The organism is Sphingomonas sp. 179-I 2A4 NHS (assembly GCF_045369135.1).
Classification (GTDB): Bacteria; Pseudomonadota; Alphaproteobacteria; order Sphingomonadales; family Sphingomonadaceae; genus Sphingomonas.
In genome coordinates this window covers 119,462-137,194 of the sequence record NZ_JBIQFL010000004.1, presented here as the reverse complement: position 1 = coordinate 137,194, position 17,733 = coordinate 119,462, and the positions used below count along the sequence as shown (strand labels likewise).

The following is a 17,733-nucleotide window of genomic DNA, read 5'->3' as shown; positions in this document are numbered from 1 at the left end:
GGCGCCGATATGGTCGCAATGACGCTCCGACGCCACCTCGCCGCCGCGCTTGCCCTCCTGATCGCCGCTTGCACCCCCGGGACGGGCGATGCGCCCCAGCGGGTGGTGGAACGCCGCACGTCGGAGGCGCCGGCACCGCGCGGGGCGGAGCTGCTGCGCACCACCATGCTGGCCGGGCACAACAAGGCCCGCGCCGAAGCCAGTCTGCCGCCGCTGGTGTGGGATGAGCGGCTGGTCGCCTCCGCCCGCGCCTATGCGCAGGAGATGGCCCGCACCCGCCGCTTCGCCCACGCCGCCCAGCCGCATGGCCCGACGCGCGAAGGCGAGAACCTGTGGACGGGCACGCGCGACGCGTACCGCTACCGCGAGATGATCGGGCACTGGCTGGCCGAGAAGCGCGATTTCGTGAACAATGTGACGCCCACCTTCAGCCGCACCGGCCGCTGGCAGGACGTCGCGCATTACACCCAGATCATGTGGCGCGACACCCAACGCCTCGGCTGCGCCACCGCCTCCAATGCTGGCGAAGACTATCTGGTGTGCCGCTACAGCCCGGCGGGGAATGTGGTGGGCGAGCGGGCGTATTGAGGGAGTTCTCCGTCGGCGTGGAGCGGACGTTCAACTGACGCCCGGTTATCGTCGTCAGAGGGGCTGACGACCATAACGGAAAGAGCTCATTCCAAGTCGGCTGCTGCTCCACCTGTCATTGGAGCAGGCTTCGGACCAGAAGGCGCTGGCTCAGGTTCAAGGCCGCCTTCGTCACGATATCCATGCCGTCTTGGTAACGGCATACCCAGACGGTTGTGCAACTCTATTAGGAGCGCTTTCTCTTCCGCAGTAGGAGGAGGCGGGCCGACAAGATCTTTTACTGGCATCGCGGGCCTCGCTCACTAGCTAGAATGTAGCCGTAGCACACATGGCTGCCGGCGGCCCAACGTCTGCTTTTCGCAATTCGGGACCGAACGCCGCCATTCCCCTCCCCTCCCATCTCTAGACGTCGCGCGCTCACCCTCAGGGGTTTTTAGCCGGCCATGCGCTGCGATCAGAAGATAGCCGCGACCAGCTGGCGGAAAGCGTCGGCGCGGTGGCTGATGGTGTGCTTTACGGCCTGATCCATCTCGCCGAACGTCTCGTCGCGGCCGTTGGGCAGGAACATCGGATCATAGCCGAAGCCCTTGTCGCCGCGCGGCGGCCAGACGAGCGTGCCGTCGACCCGGCCCTCGAACCATTCGACATGGCCGTCCGGCCAGGCGAGCGCCAGCGCGCAGACGAAATGCGCGTCGCGCGACGCGCCCTCGATCGCGGCGACCTTCGCGTGGACGCGGCGCATCGCCTCGCCGAAATCCTTGCCCTCGCCGGCCCAGCGCGCGGAGAAGATGCCGGGATCGCCATCCAGCGCATCGACGCACAGGCCGCTGTCGTCGGCGAGCGCAGGGAAACCGGAGAGGTCCGCCGCCGCGCGCGCCTTCAGTTCGGCATTGGCAACGAAGGTGGTGCCGGTCTCTTCCGGCTCCGGCAAACCGAGGTCCTTGGCGGAGACGACATCCAGCCCGTGGCCGGCAAGCAGCTCGGCGATTTCGCGCACCTTGCCCGGATTGTGGCTGGCGATCACCAGCTTGCCGGGCAGGAGCCTGCGCAGCGCCTGGGGGGTGTCGCCCTCGCCGCTCACTGACCGACGGCCTTGGCTTGCGCCGCGAAGATTTCCGCGCAGCCGATCCGCGCCAGGCGCAGCAGGCGAAGCAGCGATTCCTCGTCATAGGTCGCGTTCTCGGCGGTCGCCTGCGCTTCGGCGATGTTGCCGTTTTCCAGCAGCACGAAATTGCCGTCCGCGTCGGCGTTCGAATCCTCGATATAGTCGAGGTCGAGCACCGGCTGGCCCTGGTAGATGCCGCAGCTGACCGCGGCGACCTTCTGGCTGATCGGATCCTTCTCGATCTTGCCGTCGGCGATGAGGCTGTTCACTGCCAGGCGAAGCGCGACCCACGCGCCCGAGATCGCAGCCGTGCGCGTGCCGCCATCGGCCTGGATCACGTCGCAATCGAGCGTGATCTGCCGCTCGCCAAGCGCGGTCATGTCCGTCACGGCGCGCAGGCTGCGGCCGATCAGGCGCTGGATCTCCTGGGTGCGGCCCGACTGCTTGCCCTTTGCCGCCTCGCGGCTGCCGCGGGTGTGCGTCGCGCGGGGCAGCATGCCGTATTCCGCCGTCACCCAGCCCTGGCCCTTGCCGCGCAGGAACGGCGGCACGCGTTCCTCGACGCTGGCGGTGACGAGCACGCGGGTGTCGCCGAAGCCGATCAGCACCGATCCTTCCGCATGGCGGGTGAAATGGGGCTCGATGGTGATGGTGCGCATCTGATCTGGCGCACGGCCGCTGGGACGCATGATTGGGCAACTCCGCAAGGCCGTTCGGGTTGCGCCCTGATCCAGCCGCCCCGATGATCGGGATGCGGCCGGGCGACAGATCGCAGGCGAACGGCGGTGATTTGCGCGGCGCGTAGCCGCTCAAAGATTGCCGCGCCAGTATCAACACCCTAGATTTTGTGCGTGACTGCCTCGCCCCCCATCACCGAGCTTTCCGACCGGGCGCGCGACATCTTCCGCCGCGTGGTCGACGGCTATCTCGCCAACGGCCAACCCGTGGGATCGAAGACGCTGGCGCAGGCCGGCCTGAACCTCTCGCCCGCCTCGATCCGCAGCGTGCTGGCGCAGCTGGAGGACGTCGGCCTCCTCGCCTCCCCGCATACCTCCGCTGGCCGCATGCCGACCGAGCTTGGCCTGCGGCTTTTCGTCGACGGCATGATGCAGGCGCTGGAGCCGTCGGCCGAGGAACGCGCGACGATCGAATCGCGCGCTGGCCGCGGCGGCCCGGTCGAGGAAGCGCTGGCGGCGACCACCGCGGCGCTATCCGGGCTTTCCGCATGCGCCGGCCTCGTCATGGTGCCAAAGCGCGAGCAGGTGCTGCGCTCGATCGGCTTCGTGCCGCTATCGCATGCCCAGGCGCTGGCGGTGCTGGTCAGCGAGGACGGCGCGGTGGAGAATCGCGTGATCGACCTGCCGCCCGGCGTCGGCGCTTCGGCGCTGATCGAGGCGGGCAATTTCATGTCCGCGACGCTTTCCGGCCTGACGCTGACGGCGGCGCGCGCGCGGATCGAGCGTGAGCTGGCGCAGGATCGCGCCGCGGTCGACGCGGCGGCGCGCGCGCTGATCGAGCGCGGCCTTGCCGTATGGAGCGAGGATGGCGACCGGCGCCCGGTGCTGATCGTGCGTGGCCAGGGGCGGTTGCTCGACGACGCCGCCACGGCCGATCTCGATCGCATCCGCGAGTTGCTCGACGACCTGGACGGCAAGCAGGAGATCGCCGCGCTGCTCGATTCGGCCCGCGCGGGAGACGCCACACGCATCTTCATTGGCGCGGAGAACAAGCTTTTCGCCCTCTCCGGCTCGTCGGTGATCGCCAAGCCCTTTCATGGCAGCGATGGCCGGGTGGTCGGCGTGGTGGGCGTGATCGGCCCCACGCGGTTGAACTACGCGCGCGTCGTGCCCATGGTGGATTTCACGGCCGCAACGCTCGCCCGGCTGATGGGTTGAGCCGCCAGTAAGACAGGGAAACGATGACTGATACCGAAGCGAACACCCCCGGAACCGACAACGGCGAGGATCTGCGCGAGGAAACCGCCGCTACCGCGCCCGAGGTTGCCGAGCATGATCGCGTGGCCGAGCTGGAAAACCAGCTTGCCGAGGCGAAGCAGCAGACCTTGTATGCGCAGGCCGAGATCCAGAACGTGCGCCGCCGCGCCGAAAAGGACGCCGCGGATGCGCGCGCTTATGCCGCCACTTCGTTCGCGCGTGACGTGCTGAGCGTGAACGACAATCTGGAGCGCGCGCTCGCCGCCATCCCCGCCGAGCTGCGCGAGGACGAGAAGCTGAAGGGCCTCGTCACCGGGCTGGAGGCGACCGGGCGCGAACTGGTCAACGTATTCCAGCGCAACGGCCTGACCCGCATCGAGGCGATGGGCCAGCCGCTCGACCCCAATCGTCACCAGGCGATGCTGGAAGTCCCGTCCGATGCGGAGCCGGGCACGATCGTGCAGGAAATGCAGTCCGGCTGGATGATCCGCGATCGCCTGCTGCGCCCAGCATTGGTGGGCGTGGCGAAGAAGCCTGACTGATCGAGATGTGCTCTCCCCACGCCTGCCGGGCTGGGGAGAGGTTTCAGCCGGCCCGCGCGAACCAGATGGTATGCGTGGGCCCCTTGCCGTTTTCCCGCGCGCGCACCTTCACTTCGTCCACCGCGAAGCCGGCGAGCTTCAGCCGCCGCGTGAAGGCCGCATCCGCCCCTGCCGACCAGACCGCGAGCACCCCGCCGGGGCGAAGCGCCGCACAGGCCCGGTCCAGACCGCGCGCCGAATAGAGGCCGTCATTCGCCTCCCGCGTTAGGCCATCGGGGCCATTGTCCACATCGAGCAGGATCGCGTCGTAGGCGCCCCGCCCTTCGGCGATCACCGCGCCGACATCCGCGATCCGCAAGTCGACACGGGGATCGTCGAGGCAGCCGGCGGCGAGTTCCTGCATCGGCCCGCGTGCCCATTCGATCACGCCCGGCACCAGCTCCGCCACCGTCACGCGCGCGTCGGGCCCAAGCTTCGCCAGCACGGCGCGGAGTGTGAACCCCATGCCATAGCCGCCGATCAGGAGATGCGGCGCGGGCGCGCGAAGCCGCTCGAGCGTCATCGTACCGAGCGCCACTTCCGAGCCGCTCATCCGGCTGCTCATCAGTTCGTTGCGATCGAGCATGATGATGAAGTCGCGGCCGTGGCGGACGAGGCGGAGCGGCGGGCCGCCCGGCACCTCGGCCACGCCCACCACTTCGCGTGGGATCACTTCTTGCGGGCCTTGCGCGCCGCATAGCGCGCATCGCGCGCGGCCTTCAGTGCCGCCGCATCGAGCAGCGGTTTCTTGGGCTTGGCCGCCTCGGCCTTCGCGGCCTCTTCCGCCGCCTTCGCCGCGGCACGGGCCGCCTTGGCTTCCTCGATCTCGCGCTGGCGCGCCGCGCGGCGTTCTGCTGCAGCGGCCTCCCGTGCTGCCTGCGCCGCCTGACGCGCGGCGATCATGGCCGGATCGGGCTCCGGCTTGTTGCGCAACTTCTCGATCGCGGCCTGCTTGGCCGCACGCGCCGCCTCGGCGCGATCATTGAACGTCGGTGTCTTGTAGCCTGCCATGAGAATCCATTTGATGACGGTGGCCGGAGTGACCACCCTGAGCCGACGTGTAGCACAAAGCGCGCCGTTGCGCTGCAACGAACCCGTGCGCGCCGAAAAGGCGCCGCCTGCACCGGTTCGCAATGTCTCAGCGTATCGTCGCGGACGTCAGTTCCAGCGCGTTCGCCATGGCCGCGCCGGACGCGGTGTTGTCGTAGATCGTCCAGCACTCGGCGCCGGCCGCGCGGCACACCGCCACCCGGCGCGCATGGGCGGCAATCGCGGCGTCGTCATAGGAGGAGCGGTAGATCACCGGCGATCCATGCAGCCGATAATAGGCGAGGCCGGCCCAGCCGCCCGGCTCGGCCGCCTCCGGCAGACGTGCGGGATCCGCGGCCACGCGCGCCACGCCTGCCGCGGCGAGCAGGCGATCCATGTCAGGCCCGAACCAGCTCGCATGGCGCGGCTCCAGCACGATCGACGGGCCGAGCAGCGCCGTGACCTCCGCGAAGAAGGCGCGCACGTCTCCTTCATCCGGTGCAGCCAGGCTCGGCGGCAGTTGAACGAGCGTCGGCCCGCGTCTGTCGCCCAGTCCCGCCACCTCGTCGGCAAAGCGCGCCAGCAGGTCTTGGCAATCGACCAGCCGGCGATCGTGCGTGATCGTCCGGGGCATCTTCACCGCGAAGCGAAAGCCCGGCGGCACGCTCGCCGCCCACCGTTCATAGGTCGATCGGCGGTGCGGGCGATGGAAGCTGCTGTTGATCTCCGCCGCGGAGAGATGCGCCGCATAGCGGTGGAGGTGCGAGCCTTCGCCTGGCAGCTGATCGGCGCAATCGCGCGGGATCGACCATCCCGCGGTCCCGATCCTGGCCAGCGGCGGAGTCACGATAGCTGGTCAGCCCCGCGCATCGCTTCCGGGATCAGCGCCTCGAGCTCGGCGATACTGCTCGCCGCATCGCGATGATGGACGAAGATCCCGCCGGCGCCGGTCCACAGATCGCGGTACTTCAGCGTGTCATCGACCAGTATGTCACCGTCGCGGGCGTGGCGGCGCTTGTCCGCGGCGAGGCAGGTGATGATGCGCGTGCTGGGGAAGTGCTCGGCGGCCCAGCGCACCTTCTGCGGGGCCGCCCAATTGCCGCGCGGCAGCCCGGTGAGGATGATCGGATCGAGGTGACGCACCGCATCGAAGAGCATCATCGCGTCGGGCATCAGCGGCAGCGAGCCGTAGAAGTCGGGATGCGCGGCCAGCCGTTTCCAGAAGGCAGGCGGGCCGTGTCGCTTCTCGAACTGGCGCGGTGGCATCCCGAGCAGCGCGGTCGCGGCGCGATCGAAATCGGCCAGCACGCCATCACAATCGAGGTAGAGCTGCATCTCCGTCAGAACCTGGCCGGCCGCAGGCGGATCGGGATCGGCACCGCCAGCGCACGCCAGCCCAGCCGGCGGATCACGTCATTACTCTCGACCGGCCGTCGCCCACCGGCGCGATCGAGCGACCAGGTGATGTGATAGGTGCTGCCGTCGCTGCGATCCGTGGTGCCGCCGATCCGCACCACCAGTGCCTCCACGCCGGCGCCGTCGTCGATCTCGCCAACCACCTCGCCCTGCGTCTCGCGCGGCAGCGGCGTCCCTTCGTCGGTGCCGGTGCGCAGCGTCACGTGATCGGCCACCACGTCGCGGAAACGCGGCACGAAGCGCGCCAGCAGCGCGGCGCGATCCTGTTCGTCGAGTTTCCAGCCCGTCACCCAGCGTCTGCCCATGGCCCTTCAACCCGTCGCCCGGCGGATCTTTCCATCCGCGGCGCTATCTGGGCTTACGCCTCGTGCACGATCGGCAGATCGTCCATCCGCCCCGCCCAGCCATGGCGGCGTTCCTCGTAGACGGAAACGCGGGGCGGCGGGAACGTGGGATCGGCGAACGCCCCTACCGCCACATAGACGAGCTCCGGCGCGCCGTCCGGCTGCCAGTACACCGTGGCGCTGCACCGCGGACAGGAATGGAAGGTGGAGCTGCTCCCGCTGTCGCCCTGCCGCGTCCAGCTGGTGGAGACGCCGGCGACCTCCACCTGCTTCGCCGCAAAGCGTGCCTGCATGCCGAAGATGCTGCCGGTACGCCGCTGGCAATCGAGGCAGTGGCAGATCGAGATCCGCCCCGGCTCGCCCTCGCACGTGACGCGAAGCTGTCCGCAGCTGCAGGAGGCGGTCCGCCGAGTCATCACTCGACTTTACGCCTCCTGCACCGCGCTGGGTAGCGGCGCGATCAGACCTGCGCCTGGCCGCCGTCGACGAAGATCTCGCTCCCTGTCATGTAGCTGCTGTCGCCCGACGCGAGGAAAGCTGCCGCCGCCGCGGTCTCGCTCGGATCGCCCAGACGGCCGAGCGGCGTGGTCTTGCCCAGCCCTTCCATGCCTTCCGCGCCAACCACTTCGAGGGCGAGTTCGGTACGCGTCGGCCCCGGCGACAGCACGTTCACGCGGATGCCGGTGCCGGCCAGATCCTGCGCCCAGCTGCGGGCGAAATTGCGCACCGCGGCCTTGCTCGCGCTGTAGATGCTGAAGCTAGCGCCGCCCTTCTCGCCGACGGTCGATCCGGTCAGGATGATCGAGCCGCCCGGCCCCATCAGCGGCAGCCCCTTCTGCACGGTGAACAGCGTGCCCTTCACGTTGATGTCGAACGTGCGATCATATTGCTCGGCCGTGATCTCGCCCAGCGGCACCAGATCGCCGGTGCCGGCATTGGCAAAGAGGATGTCGAGGCTGCCCCGCTCCTCGCGCACGGCGGTGAACAGCCGGTCGAGATCATCCGGATCGGCAACCGACCCCGCGACGGCGCGCGCATTGGGCCCGAGCTTCTCGGCCGCCGCATCCAGCAGGTCCTTGCGCCGTCCGAAGATGAAGACGAACGCGCCCTCCTCGATGAAGCGCTGCGCGCTCGCGAAGCCGATGCCCGTGCCGCCGCCGGTGATCACTGCGGTCTTGCCATTCAATCTGGTCATTTATGCCTCCTTCAACAGGTGGCGGGAAGCTGGCGCCGCACCTACCTATCGACAAGTATGCACCTTTTGGTAAGTAACCAAGAAATGAAGACGGGTGAAGTAATGACCGAGCCAACCGACTATCAGGCCTGCACCTTCAGTTGCGGCCTGGACGCGACCCTTCGGGTGATCGCGGGCAAGTGGAAGCCGCTGATCCTCTATTTTCTGCTGCAGGGCCCCAACCGCTACGGCGAGCTGAAACGCGCCGTGAAGGGCGTCAGCGACAAGGTGCTGATCCAGCAGCTGAAGGAGCTGGAGGCGGACGGCGTCCTCCTGCGCACCGATTACAAGGAAGTGCCGCCCCGCGTGGATTATGCGCTGACGCCGCTTGGCCGCAGCCTGGCGCAGGCGCTGGAGCCGCTGTGCGCCTGGGGCACGCAGAACATGGCCGAAGTCACCCGCGTGATGGCGGAGCGGGACGGGTGGCAGCGGCGCCAGTCTGCCTGACGCCCCGCCCCCACGTCACAGCAATTTGTCGAGCGTGATGGGCAGGTCGCGCACCCGCTTGCCCGTCGCGTTGAACACCGCATTGGCGACCGCCGCGGCGACGCCGGTGATGCCGATCTCCCCGATCCCGCGCGCACCCAGCGGCGATCGCGGATCGGGGATGCCGGTCCACATCACCTCGATATCGGGCACGTCGAGGTGTGCGGGCACGTGATAATCGGCGAGCGTCGGGTTCATGATCCGGCCGCTGCGCTCATCGAGCCACGTCTCCTCGGTCAGCGCCAGGCCAAGCCCCATGATCATGCCGCCGCGAAACTGGCTGGCCGCGGTGCGCGGGTTGAGGATCGTGCCGCAGTCGAACGAGCCGAGCAGGCGATCGACCCTGATCTCCCCCGTCACGTCGCTGACGCGCAACTCACAGAACATCGCCGCGGTGCTGTGCATGGCGAACTTCATCATCTCCAGCGGCGGGGTGCCCGACGCAGTGACGCTCACCTCGTCGCGATTGGCGCGGGCGAGGATCGAGCGGAAGGTTTCGTGCCGGCTGGGGTCGGCAGCGCTCGCCATCCCCTCCTGCCCAAGCCGGATCTCGCCGGGCCGAAGCCCCGCGAGCGGGCTGTCGTTGCCGGCGAGGCGCAGCAGTTCGGCGGGTAGCTTCTCCGACGCGGCCAGCAAAGCGCCGGCGATCGAGACGCTCTGGCCCGAGCCGCCCGCCATTGGCGCTGGGGGCAGGTCGGAATCGCCGGTTTCGACCACGACGGCGTCGAGGGGGATGCCCAACCGATCGGCGACCTGCTGCGCGAGCACCGTCGAGGTGCCCATGCCCATTTCCTGCGCCGAGCAGGCGAGCGTCGCGGTGCCGTCGCGCCGGATCGTCAGGCGCACCGCGGCGCCGGGCATGCGGACATAAGGGAAGCTGCCGCTGCCGCAGCCCATGCCGATGCGCCATTCCCCGTCGCGCCGGGCGCCCGGCGTGGCGGAGCGCCGTTCCCACCCGAAGCGCGCCGCGCCGTCAGCCCAGGACTTGGCGGGGGCATGTTGCGAGAAAGGTGCGCCGGTGATCGGGTGCTTGTCCGGCAGGTTGCGCAGGCGAAGCTCGATCGGGTCGATCCCCAGATCATGCGCCAGTTCGTCGACCGCGCTTTCCAGCGCAAAGGTGCCGATCGCCTCGCCCGGCGCGCGCATGAAGGTGTTGGGCACCACCGCCATGTCGAGGTGCCGCTGCAGGATCTCGAAGCTCTTGGCGCGATAGGCCGATCGCGTGCCGAGCGTATAGGCTTCCGGGCAGGCGCCATAGGGCGGCATCACCGAATAGCCGTTGTGGATCAGCGCGGTGAACCGGCCCTCTTGGTCGGCACCGATCGCCACGCGCTGCTCGGTCGCGCTTCGCCCGCCGACGATGCGATAGACGCCCTCGCGGCTGAGCTGCAGCCGCAGCGGGCGGCCGACCATGCGCGCCGCGGCCACGGCAACCACCTGATGATCCCAGAAGCCCTTGCCGCCGAAGCCGCCGCCGACGAAGGGCGAGAGCACGCGCACATCCTCGCGCTTCAGCCCGAACAGCTTGGCGAGCGTCGCGGCTTCCGCGGCGATCATCTGCGTCGTGTCGTGCACGGTCAGCGTCTCGCCCTCCCACGCGACGGTCAGCGCGTGGAGCTCGATCGCATTATGGTTCTGCCATTGCGTGCGATAGAGATTGTCGACCTTGTGCGGCGATTGGGTGAGTTCCCGCTCCGCCTTGCCGAGCGACAGGTGATTGCGCTCCATCAGTAGCGACGGGATGATGCGCGCGCCGGACTTCGCTTCCTCGAAGCGGGTCTCGGCGGGCTCGGCAGCATAGTCGATCGCGATCAGCGATGCGGCATGATCGGCCTGCTCCTGCGTCTCCGCGACGACGGCGGCGACGACCTGGCCGTTGTAATGCACGTGATCGTCCTGAAGGATCGGCAGGCTGCTGTTGCCCACCGCGGTCGGATCGGTGATCGCGATCAGCGAGGGGCCGGACATGCGCGGCATATTATGGTGGGTGAGGACCAGCAGCACGCCCCCCGCGCTTTCAGCCTTTGCCGTGTCGAGCCGCGTGATACGCCCGCGCGTGATCGTGCCGTGGACGAGCGCGGCGTAGCAGAGGTTGTCCAACGGCACTTCGGCGGAGAAGCGCGCCTGCCCCCGCACCTTCACGTCACCGTCCAGCCGCGCGGCCTGGCGGCCTACTTCGCCGCGACGACCGATCAGCGGATCGGGTGTGCCACCGGGCAGCCATTGTGCGGGCACCCAGCCGAGTGCGCTGCGCACCGTGCCTACGAGGACATTCTGTACCCTGCTCATGCCTGATCCTCGCAAAGCCCGGAAAGAACCGCGGCGAGCGTGCGCTTCGCTAGCGTCACCTTGAACATATTGCCCGGCTGCGGCTCGGCCGCGGCGAGTTCCGCTTCGGCCGCCGCAATGAACGCCGCTTCGGTTGGCGCCTCGCCCTGCAGCGCGGCCTCCGCGCGCCACGCCCGCCACGGCCGGTGCGCGACGCCGCCCAGCGCGATCCGCGCCTCCGCTATCCGCCCGTCCTCGATCACCAGCCCCGCGGCGACCGAGACCAGCGCAAAGGCGTAGGAGGCCCGATCGCGCACCTTGCGATAGTCGGATCGCGTCGCGAGGCGCGATGGCGGCAGCTCGATCGCGACGATCACTTCGTTCGACGCCAGTTCGGTCTCGATATCGGGCCGGTCACCCGGCGGGCGGTGGAAGTCGGTCAGCGGCAGCGCGCGCGCACCGTCCGCGCCGGCGACATGCGCCCGCGCGTCGAGCGCGGCGAGCGCCACCGCCATGTCCGACGGGTGCGTCGCGATGCACGCGGGCGAGGCCCCGAGGATCGCATGATAGCGGGTGAAGCCGCCGATCGCGTCGCACCCGCTGCCGGGCGCGCGCTTGTTGCAGCGCGATCCCGCCGCATCGGCAAAATAGACGCAGCGCGTCCGCTGCAACAGGTTGCCGCCCGCGGTCGCCATGTTGCGGATCTGCGCCGACGCGCCGGCCAGGATCGCGCGCGAGAGCATCGGATAGCGGCTGCGGATCAGCGGGTGGGGCGGCGATCGCGCTGTTGCGCGCGCCGGCGCCGATCACGATGCTGCCGTCGGCCGCTTCCTCGATCGCGCCGGGGAGGCCAGTCACGTCGACCAGCGTATCCGGCCGCTCGACGCCCTTGCGCATCAAATCGACCAGGTTGGTCCCACCGCCCAGCAGCCGATGCCCGGCGGTGCCCGCCAGCCGGATCGCATCGCTTGCGCTTTCGGCGCGCCGATACTGCACCGGGGTCATGCCGCCTGCTCCTCGGCCACCGCCATGATCGCGTCGATGATGCCGTTATGCGCGCCGCAACGGCACAGGTTGCCGCTCATCCGCTCGCGCACTTCCTCGCGCGTCAGCCGCGCCGGCGCGGCGAGGTCGCGCGTCACATAGCTCGGCATGCCGGCGGCAACTTCCTCCAGCATCGCGCTTGCCGCGCAGATCTGGCCCGGCGTGCAATAGCCGCACTGGAAGCCGTCATGCTCGAGGAACGCCTGCTGCAGCGGGTGGAGCCCGTCCGCGCCGAGCCCCTCGATCGTCGTGACGGCGCGGCCATCCGCCTGCACCGCCAGTGTCAGGCATGAGAGCACCCGCTGGCCGTCGATCAGCACCGTGCAGGCGCCGCATGCGCCCTGGTTGCAGCCCACCTTGGTGCCGGTGAGGTGCAACCGCTCGCGCATGAGATCGAGCAGGGAGACACGCGCATCCGCCGGCGGATCGACCGGGGTGCCGTTGATCGTGATTGCCATGAACCTCTCCTGGCGACGCGAATGGCGCGCCGTCAGAAAGGTATCACGAACTTCGTACTATTCAAGCGTCGTCGTTTGCGACCTTGGCCATCATCGCGATCATCTGCCGCCGCTCCTCCGCGTCGAGCGGCGCGAGCATGCGGCGATGAAGCTCGCCATACATCGCCTGAAGCGCGGCGACCCTGCCCTCCCCGGCGGGGGTCAGGTGAAGCGCCACCGCGCGCCGGTCCGCCTCCGGCCGCTGCCGGCGCAGAAGCTCGCGCTTCACCAGCCGGTCGGTGGCGGAGGAAACGGTGGTGTTCGCCACCCCCAGGTACCGCGCGATGTCGGTCGGCCCGCAGCCGTCGTTCTTCGCGATATAGGACAGGATCTGCTTGTCGAGTTCATTCAGCGGCTTTTCCGGCCCGAGCGCTTCCGCCAGCTTGTAGCGGCGCGCGAACAGGTCGAACGCAGCGCCAAGCGCGGCTAGTTCCTCGTCGGTCGGCATCGTCATGGCGACCGCTTAAACGCACCAGATGCGATTTTGCGAGTCGCATCGCAGCAGATCGCATCATGCCGCGCCGATCCGCTGCATTCGGCTCAGCCGCCGGGCGCTGCGACCCCCGTCTGTTGCCATCCGCCACCAAGCGCGCGGAAGACGTCGATCTGCGCGCGCGCGATCTGCGCATCCGCCAGTGCGAGCGCGGCTTCCGCATCGGCAAAGGTGCGTTCGGTATCGAGCTGCGACAGGCTGTCGATCTGCCCCTCGCGCCGCTGCGCGCGGGTGATCCGCGCCGCCCGCTCCGCCGCCTCGCGCGCTTGGCCCAGCGCCGCGCGCCGCTCGATCGCCTGCTTGTAATTGGAGAGCGCCGTCTCCGTTTCTTCCAGAGCGGTCAGCACCGTTCCGTCGAACGTGGCGAGCGCGGCCTGCGTATCCGCTTCCGCCCCGGCGATGCGGGCGCGGGCGCGGCCCTGATTGAGGTTCCAGTTCAGCAGCGGCCCGATCAGCCAGTTGAGCGGCCCGCCGCCGAACAGATTGCCAAGCCCCGTGCTGGTCTGCCCAATCGATCCGCCCAGCGTGATGCGCGGATAGAGATCGGCGGTCGCCACACCGATGCGCGCGGTGGCCGCGGCGAGCCGTCGCTCGGCCGCGCGCACATCGGGCCGGCGGGCGAGCAGCCCCGCCCCGTCGCCGACCGGGATTGGCTGGTCGAGCCGAAGCATCCGGTCGCGCTGCGCCGCGATCGGCGGCAGCTCCTGCGGCGTGCGCCCGGTCAGCGTTGCCAGCCGGAACAGCGCCGCCTGCCGCTCGGCCGCGATCGTCGGCACGTCGGCGCGCCGCTGGTCGCGCAGCGCGGCAATGCGCGTCGCGTCGAGCGGCGTCGTCATGCCCACCTCGACGCGCCGCTCGGTGACGCGCAGAGACTGGTCGAGCAAGGCGACGATTCGCTCCGCCACGGCCAGCCGCTCGGCCGCCGATGCCGCATCGGCATAGGCGCGCGTCGTCTCCGCGACGACGGATACGCGCACCGCGTCGGCATCCGCCTCGGCCGCGCCGACGTCGCCGCGCGCCGCCTCCACGTTGCGGCTGACGCGGCCGAACAGGTCCACCTCATAGGAGATGTCGAGCCCGCCATCGATCAGCCAGCTTTCGCTGCCGATCCCGGGCGCGCGCTGCACCTGGGAGAAGCGATTGTAGGTGGCGCCGGCGCCGACATTGGCCTGCGGCAGGCGATCGTTACGGACCTCGCGCAGCGCTGCGCGTGCCCGGGCGAGCCGCGCGACCGCGACACGAACGTCAGTGTTCGCCGCCAGCGCGTCGGTAATCAGCCCGTCGAGCACCGGATCCTGGTGCAGCCGCCACCAATCCTCGGCCGGCGCGGCGGTCGAGACCGCCGGGCTGGTCGATACGAATGGCGCGGCCGCCGTGGCCGGCGTGGCGGGCCGGGCATAATCCGGCCCCGTCCCGCAGGCCGCCAGCGTCAGCGCGGACGCGGCCACCATCAACTTGGTGAAGTGCATGAGCATCGTTTCGCTCCTCATTCGGCCGGCTGCAGCGCGGGGTCGGTATCGGCGGCGGGGCGGCGACGGCCGCGCCCGATCCGCTCCGCCAGCCCGCGGCAGACGACGTAGAAGGTGGGGGTGAAGATCAGGCCGAAGCCGGTGACGCCGATCATCCCGAAGAACACCGCCGTGCCCAGCGCCTGGCGAAGCTCCGCCCCGGCGCCAGTGGCGATCAGCAGCGGCACCGCGCCCAGGATGAAGGCGAAGCTCGTCATCAGGATCGGGCGAAGCCGGTCCTGCGCCGCGCGCACCGCCGCCTCGATCGGCGACAGGCCTTCCTGCTCCTCCGCCTGCTTGGCGAACTCGACCACCAGGATCGCGTTCTTTGCGGCAAGCGCGATCAGCACCACCAGCCCGATCTGCGTCAGCACGTTATTGTCCATGCCGCGCAGGTTCACGCCGATCATCGCCGCCAGCAGGCACATCGGCACGATCAGGATGATCGACAGCGGCAGGAACAGGCTCTCATATTGCGCCGCCAGCACCAGGAAGACGAACACCACCGCCAGCGCGAAGACGATCCCCGCCGTGCTGCCCGCCGCCTTTTCCTGGAAGGCGATGCCGGTCCATTCGCTGCCATAGCCCTTGGGCAGCGTCTCGGCGGCGAGCTTCTCCATCGCCACCAGCGACGCGCCGGAGGAATAGCCGGGCGCGGTGTCGCCATCCACTTCGACCGCCGGGAAGAGGTTGTAGCGCGTGACGCGATACGGCCCCGTCTTGTCCTCGAAATTGGCCACCGATCCGATCGGCACCATGCTGCCGGCGTCCGAGCGCGTCTTGAGATTGGCGATATCCGCCGGGGTCGAGCGGAACGGTGCGTCGGCCTGTGCCGTCACGCGATAGGTGCGGCCGAGCAGGTTGAAGTCGTTGACGAAAGCACTGCCGAGATAGACCTGAAGCGCCTCGAACACGCGTTCCGGCGGCACGCCCAGCATGTCGGCCTTGGCGCGATCGATATCGGCAAAGATGCGCGGCGTGGCGGTGTCGAAGAAGGTGAAGACCTGCGCCAGCCCTTGCGTCTCGTTCGCCTTGGCGATCAGCTTCTGCGTTTCCTCGCCCAGCTTCTGATAGCCCGCGCCCTCACGGTCCTGCACGATCATGCGATAGCCGCCGGCCGAACCGATGCCCTGGATGAGCGGCGGGGGGATGACGAGGATCCGCGCCTCGTCGATATCCGCGGTCGCCTTGCGCGCCTCGTCCATCAGCCCGGCGAAGGTGACGCCTAGCTCGGCACGCTCCTCGAAGGACTTCAAGGGCACGTAGGCCGCGGCCGTGTTGGGCGCGAGCGTCTGCGACGGGCCGTCGAAGCCCGCGAGCATGACGACGCCCTTAACGCCGGCGAGCGGCAGGATGCGCTTCGCCACCTTCTGCACCACCGCGTCGGTGCGTTCGACCGAGGCGCCGGCGGGCAACTGAACGACGGTGAGGAAATAGCCCTGGTCCTGCGCCGGGATGAAGCCGGTCGGCGTCGCCCAGAACACCGCGCCGGTGGCGGCGATGAGACCGGCATAGGTCAGCATCATCCGCTTGGGCCGGCGCACCAGCCGGTCGGTGAGCCGCGCGTAGCGATCGCTCATCCGTTCGAACCCGCGGTTGAACCAGTCGCCGGCGCGGGCGAGCGCGCGCGTTACGCGGTTGCCGTGCCCTTCCGCCTCATGCCCCTTGAGCAGGATCGCCGCGAGCGCGGGCGAGAGCGTCAGCGACACGATCAGCGAGATGATCGTCGCGGTCGCAATGGTGACGGCGAACTGCTGGTAGAAGGCGCCCGACATGCCGGTCAGGAACAGCGTCGGCACGAACACCGCGCACAGGACCAGCACGATCGCGACCAGCGCGCCGGACACTTCATCCATCGACGTGCGCGCCGCCTCCAAAGGCGTCAGGCCATTGGCAAGGTTGCGCTCGACATTCTCCACCACGACGATCGCGTCATCGACGACGATGCCGATCGCCAGCACCAGGCCGAACAGCGACAGCGTGTTGAGCGAATAGCCGAACGCCGCCAGCACCGCGAACGTGCCGACCAGCGACACCGGAATCGCCACGATCGGGATGATCGCCGCGCGCCATTTCTGGAGGAACACCAGGATGACGAGGACGACGAGGATCATCGCCTCGAACAAGGTATCGATCACCGCGTCCACCGATTGCGCGATGAATTCGGTCGGGTTGTAGATCACGCGATATTCCAGCCCCTTGGGGAAGGACTTGGCCATCGCCTCCATCTCGGCGGTCACCTTCTCGGCGGCGGCGAGTGCGTTGGTGCCCGGGCGCTGGAACACCGCCGCGATGACGGTGGGCTGGCCCGAGAGATAGGTGTTCGAATTATAGTCCTGCGCGCCAAGCTCCACCCGGGCGACATCGCGCACGCGCACCTGATGGCCATCGGCATCGGTGCGCACGATCACGTCGGCGAATTGCGCCGGATCGACGAGCCGCCCTTGCGTCTCGACGCTGAGCTGGAAGGCATTGCCCTGTGCGTAAGGCGGCTGGCCGAGCGTGCCGGCGGCGACCTGCACGTTCTGCGCGCGCAGCGCCGAGACGATGTCGCCGGCAGTGAGGTTCAGGGCAGCGGCACGGCCAGGATCGATCCACACCCGCATGGCGTAATCGCGGCTGCCGAACAGGCGCACGTCCCCGACGCCGTCGATCCGCGCCAGCCGGTCCCGCACCTGCGTCAGCGCGTAATTGGAGATGTACCCGCGATCGAGCGATCCGTCGGGGGAGATGAGGTTCACCACCATCAGGAAGTCGGGCGAGGTCTTGCGGGTGACGACGCCCAGCCGCTGCACCTCCTCCGGCAGCCGCGGCACGGCGACCGCGACGCGGTTCTGCACCAGCACCTGCGCCGCATCGAGGTCGGTGCCGATCTTGAAGGTGACGGTGATGGTCACGACGCCGTCGCCCGTCGACTGGCTCGACTGGTACAGCATGTTGTCGACGCCGTTGATTTCCTGCTCGATCGGTGCGGCGACCGTCTCCGCGACGGTCTCCGCCGAGGCGCCGGGATAGGTCGCCGTCACCGTCACGGTGGGCGGGACGATGTCGGGATATTGCGCGACTGGCAGTTGCCAATAAGCGATCGCGCCGATGATGGTGATGATCACCGCGATGACGCCCGCGAAGATCGGGCGGGTGATGAAGAAGCGCGACAGGCGCATGGCAGGCTCCCCGGAAACGAGGATGGAAGGGATCGGCCCTTG

The 17,733-nt window shown here is 69.0% G+C and carries 18 protein-coding genes and 1 pseudogene; 4 read left to right on the top strand and 15 right to left on the bottom strand.

Annotation, left to right across the window (positions count from 1 at the left end):
- Positions 1–18: 18 nt before the first annotated feature.
- Positions 19–588, top strand: a complete 570-nt coding sequence (locus ACH0CP_RS09305; RefSeq protein WP_365927622.1) for a CAP domain-containing protein — start codon at positions 19–21, stop codon at positions 586–588.
- Between the two features lie 454 nt (positions 589–1,042).
- Here the strand turns inward: ACH0CP_RS09305 and rdgB are convergent, their stop codons facing one another.
- Together rdgB and rph are read right to left on the bottom strand one after the other, a co-directional pair.
- Positions 1,043–1,669 carry an RdgB/HAM1 family non-canonical purine NTP pyrophosphatase gene (rdgB, locus tag ACH0CP_RS09300; RefSeq protein ID WP_294442471.1) on the bottom strand — a complete coding sequence of 209 codons (627 nt, stop codon included), beginning with the start codon at positions 1,667–1,669 and terminating at the stop codon, positions 1,043–1,045.
- Entirely contained in the window at positions 1,666–2,382 is a 717-nt protein-coding gene (rph, locus tag ACH0CP_RS09295) for a ribonuclease PH (protein ID WP_294442472.1), read from the bottom strand. Before rph ends, rdgB begins: the two co-directional genes overlap by 4 nt.
- A gap of 162 nt (positions 2,383–2,544) precedes the next feature.
- On the opposite strand from rph, the gene hrcA reads away from it, so the two are divergent.
- Positions 2,545–3,588, top strand: coding sequence for a heat-inducible transcriptional repressor HrcA (hrcA, locus tag ACH0CP_RS09290; RefSeq protein ID WP_294442473.1), 1,044 nt, complete (start codon positions 2,545–2,547; stop codon positions 3,586–3,588).
- A 23-nt stretch (positions 3,589–3,611) separates the two neighbouring features.
- Positions 3,612–4,169: a nucleotide exchange factor GrpE gene (gene grpE, locus ACH0CP_RS09285; RefSeq protein ID WP_294442474.1), complete on the top strand. Its 558-nt coding sequence runs from the start codon at positions 3,612–3,614 to the stop codon at positions 4,167–4,169.
- A gap of 43 nt (positions 4,170–4,212) precedes the next feature.
- Here the strand turns inward: grpE and ACH0CP_RS09280 are convergent, their stop codons facing one another.
- From ACH0CP_RS09280 to ACH0CP_RS09250, 7 genes are all read right to left on the bottom strand, one after another.
- Complete coding sequence (locus tag ACH0CP_RS09280; RefSeq protein ID WP_294442475.1) at positions 4,213–4,881, bottom strand: spermidine synthase; 669 nt, start codon at positions 4,879–4,881, stop codon at positions 4,213–4,215.
- Positions 4,878–5,219: a DUF6481 family protein gene (locus ACH0CP_RS09275; protein WP_294442476.1), complete on the bottom strand. Its 342-nt coding sequence runs from the start codon at positions 5,217–5,219 to the stop codon at positions 4,878–4,880. Before ACH0CP_RS09275 ends, ACH0CP_RS09280 begins: the two co-directional genes overlap by 4 nt.
- A gap of 127 nt (positions 5,220–5,346) precedes the next feature.
- Positions 5,347–6,084, bottom strand: a complete 738-nt coding sequence (locus tag ACH0CP_RS09270; protein ID WP_294442477.1) for a DUF72 domain-containing protein — start codon at positions 6,082–6,084, stop codon at positions 5,347–5,349.
- Complete coding sequence (locus ACH0CP_RS09265; RefSeq protein ID WP_294442478.1) at positions 6,081–6,572, bottom strand: hypothetical protein; 492 nt, start codon at positions 6,570–6,572, stop codon at positions 6,081–6,083. Before ACH0CP_RS09265 ends, ACH0CP_RS09270 begins: the two co-directional genes overlap by 4 nt.
- A gap of 5 nt (positions 6,573–6,577) precedes the next feature.
- Positions 6,578–6,958 (bottom strand): hypothetical protein, encoded by a 381-nt coding sequence (locus ACH0CP_RS09260; protein ID WP_294442479.1) that lies wholly within the window; start codon positions 6,956–6,958, stop codon positions 6,578–6,580.
- Positions 6,959–7,011: 53 nt separating this feature from the next.
- A complete protein-coding gene (locus tag ACH0CP_RS09255; RefSeq protein ID WP_294442480.1) occupies positions 7,012–7,413 on the bottom strand; it encodes a GFA family protein in 402 nt (133 codons plus the stop codon).
- A gap of 44 nt (positions 7,414–7,457) precedes the next feature.
- Positions 7,458–8,192 carry an SDR family NAD(P)-dependent oxidoreductase gene (locus tag ACH0CP_RS09250; protein WP_294442481.1) on the bottom strand — a complete coding sequence of 245 codons (735 nt, stop codon included), beginning with the start codon at positions 8,190–8,192 and terminating at the stop codon, positions 7,458–7,460.
- A gap of 102 nt (positions 8,193–8,294) precedes the next feature.
- Here ACH0CP_RS09250 and ACH0CP_RS09245 point away from each other — a divergent pair, with 102 nt between their 5' ends.
- A complete protein-coding gene (locus tag ACH0CP_RS09245; protein ID WP_294442482.1) occupies positions 8,295–8,678 on the top strand; it encodes a helix-turn-helix domain-containing protein in 384 nt (127 codons plus the stop codon).
- Between the two features lie 15 nt (positions 8,679–8,693).
- Here the strand turns inward: ACH0CP_RS09245 and ACH0CP_RS09240 are convergent, their stop codons facing one another.
- The 6 genes and pseudogenes from ACH0CP_RS09240 to ACH0CP_RS09215 form a co-directional block, all read right to left on the bottom strand.
- A complete protein-coding gene (locus ACH0CP_RS09240; protein ID WP_294442483.1) occupies positions 8,694–11,006 on the bottom strand; it encodes a xanthine dehydrogenase family protein molybdopterin-binding subunit in 2,313 nt (770 codons plus the stop codon).
- Positions 11,003–11,990: pseudogene (locus ACH0CP_RS09235) on the bottom strand (FAD binding domain-containing protein). Before ACH0CP_RS09235 ends, ACH0CP_RS09240 begins: the two are co-directional and overlap by 4 nt.
- On the bottom strand, positions 11,987–12,487 hold the full coding sequence (locus ACH0CP_RS09230) for a 2Fe-2S iron-sulfur cluster-binding protein (RefSeq protein ID WP_294442485.1): 501 nt from the start codon (positions 12,485–12,487) through the stop codon (positions 11,987–11,989). The pseudogene ACH0CP_RS09235 and the gene ACH0CP_RS09230 overlap by 4 nt, the downstream one beginning before the upstream one ends.
- 61 nt (positions 12,488–12,548) lie before the next feature.
- Positions 12,549–12,980, bottom strand: coding sequence for a MarR family winged helix-turn-helix transcriptional regulator (locus ACH0CP_RS09225; protein ID WP_294442486.1), 432 nt, complete (start codon positions 12,978–12,980; stop codon positions 12,549–12,551).
- A gap of 86 nt (positions 12,981–13,066) precedes the next feature.
- A complete protein-coding gene (locus ACH0CP_RS09220; protein ID WP_406875656.1) occupies positions 13,067–14,494 on the bottom strand; it encodes an efflux transporter outer membrane subunit in 1,428 nt (475 codons plus the stop codon).
- An 11-nt stretch (positions 14,495–14,505) separates the two neighbouring features.
- The gene (locus ACH0CP_RS09215) at positions 14,506–17,691 is read right to left on the bottom strand and encodes an efflux RND transporter permease subunit (protein ID WP_406875658.1); all 3,186 of its coding nucleotides are present in this window, start codon (positions 17,689–17,691) and stop codon (positions 14,506–14,508) included.
- Between the last annotated feature and the right edge of the window lie 42 nt (positions 17,692–17,733).

Bases quoted from the DNA above. Each gene is read 5' to 3' on its own strand.
- grpE (WP_294442474.1), top strand. From the start codon at position 3,612: ATGACTGATACCGAAGCGAACACCCCCGGAACCGACAACGGCGAGGAT.
- ACH0CP_RS09250 (WP_294442481.1), bottom strand. From the start codon at position 8,192: ATGACCAGATTGAATGGCAAGACCGCAGTGATCACCGGCGGCGGCACG.
- ACH0CP_RS09240 (WP_294442483.1), bottom strand. From the start codon at position 11,006: ATGAGCAGGGTACAGAATGTCCTCGTAGGCACGGTGCGCAGCGCACTC.
- rph (WP_294442472.1), bottom strand. From the start codon at position 2,382: ATGCGTCCCAGCGGCCGTGCGCCAGATCAGATGCGCACCATCACCATC.
- ACH0CP_RS09260 (WP_294442479.1), bottom strand. From the start codon at position 6,958: ATGGGCAGACGCTGGGTGACGGGCTGGAAACTCGACGAACAGGATCGC.
- ACH0CP_RS09230 (WP_294442485.1), bottom strand. From the start codon at position 12,487: ATGGCAATCACGATCAACGGCACCCCGGTCGATCCGCCGGCGGATGCG.
- ACH0CP_RS09255 (WP_294442480.1), bottom strand. From the start codon at position 7,413: ATGACTCGGCGGACCGCCTCCTGCAGCTGCGGACAGCTTCGCGTCACG.
- ACH0CP_RS09220 (WP_406875656.1), bottom strand. From the start codon at position 14,494: ATGCTCATGCACTTCACCAAGTTGATGGTGGCCGCGTCCGCGCTGACG.
- ACH0CP_RS09265 (WP_294442478.1), bottom strand. From the start codon at position 6,572: ATGCAGCTCTACCTCGATTGTGATGGCGTGCTGGCCGATTTCGATCGC.
- ACH0CP_RS09275 (WP_294442476.1), bottom strand. From the start codon at position 5,219: ATGGCAGGCTACAAGACACCGACGTTCAATGATCGCGCCGAGGCGGCG.
- ACH0CP_RS09245 (WP_294442482.1), top strand. From the start codon at position 8,295: ATGACCGAGCCAACCGACTATCAGGCCTGCACCTTCAGTTGCGGCCTG.
- ACH0CP_RS09305 (WP_365927622.1), top strand. From the start codon at position 19: ATGACGCTCCGACGCCACCTCGCCGCCGCGCTTGCCCTCCTGATCGCC.
- ACH0CP_RS09225 (WP_294442486.1), bottom strand. From the start codon at position 12,980: ATGACGATGCCGACCGACGAGGAACTAGCCGCGCTTGGCGCTGCGTTC.
- ACH0CP_RS09215 (WP_406875658.1), bottom strand. From the start codon at position 17,691: ATGCGCCTGTCGCGCTTCTTCATCACCCGCCCGATCTTCGCGGGCGTC.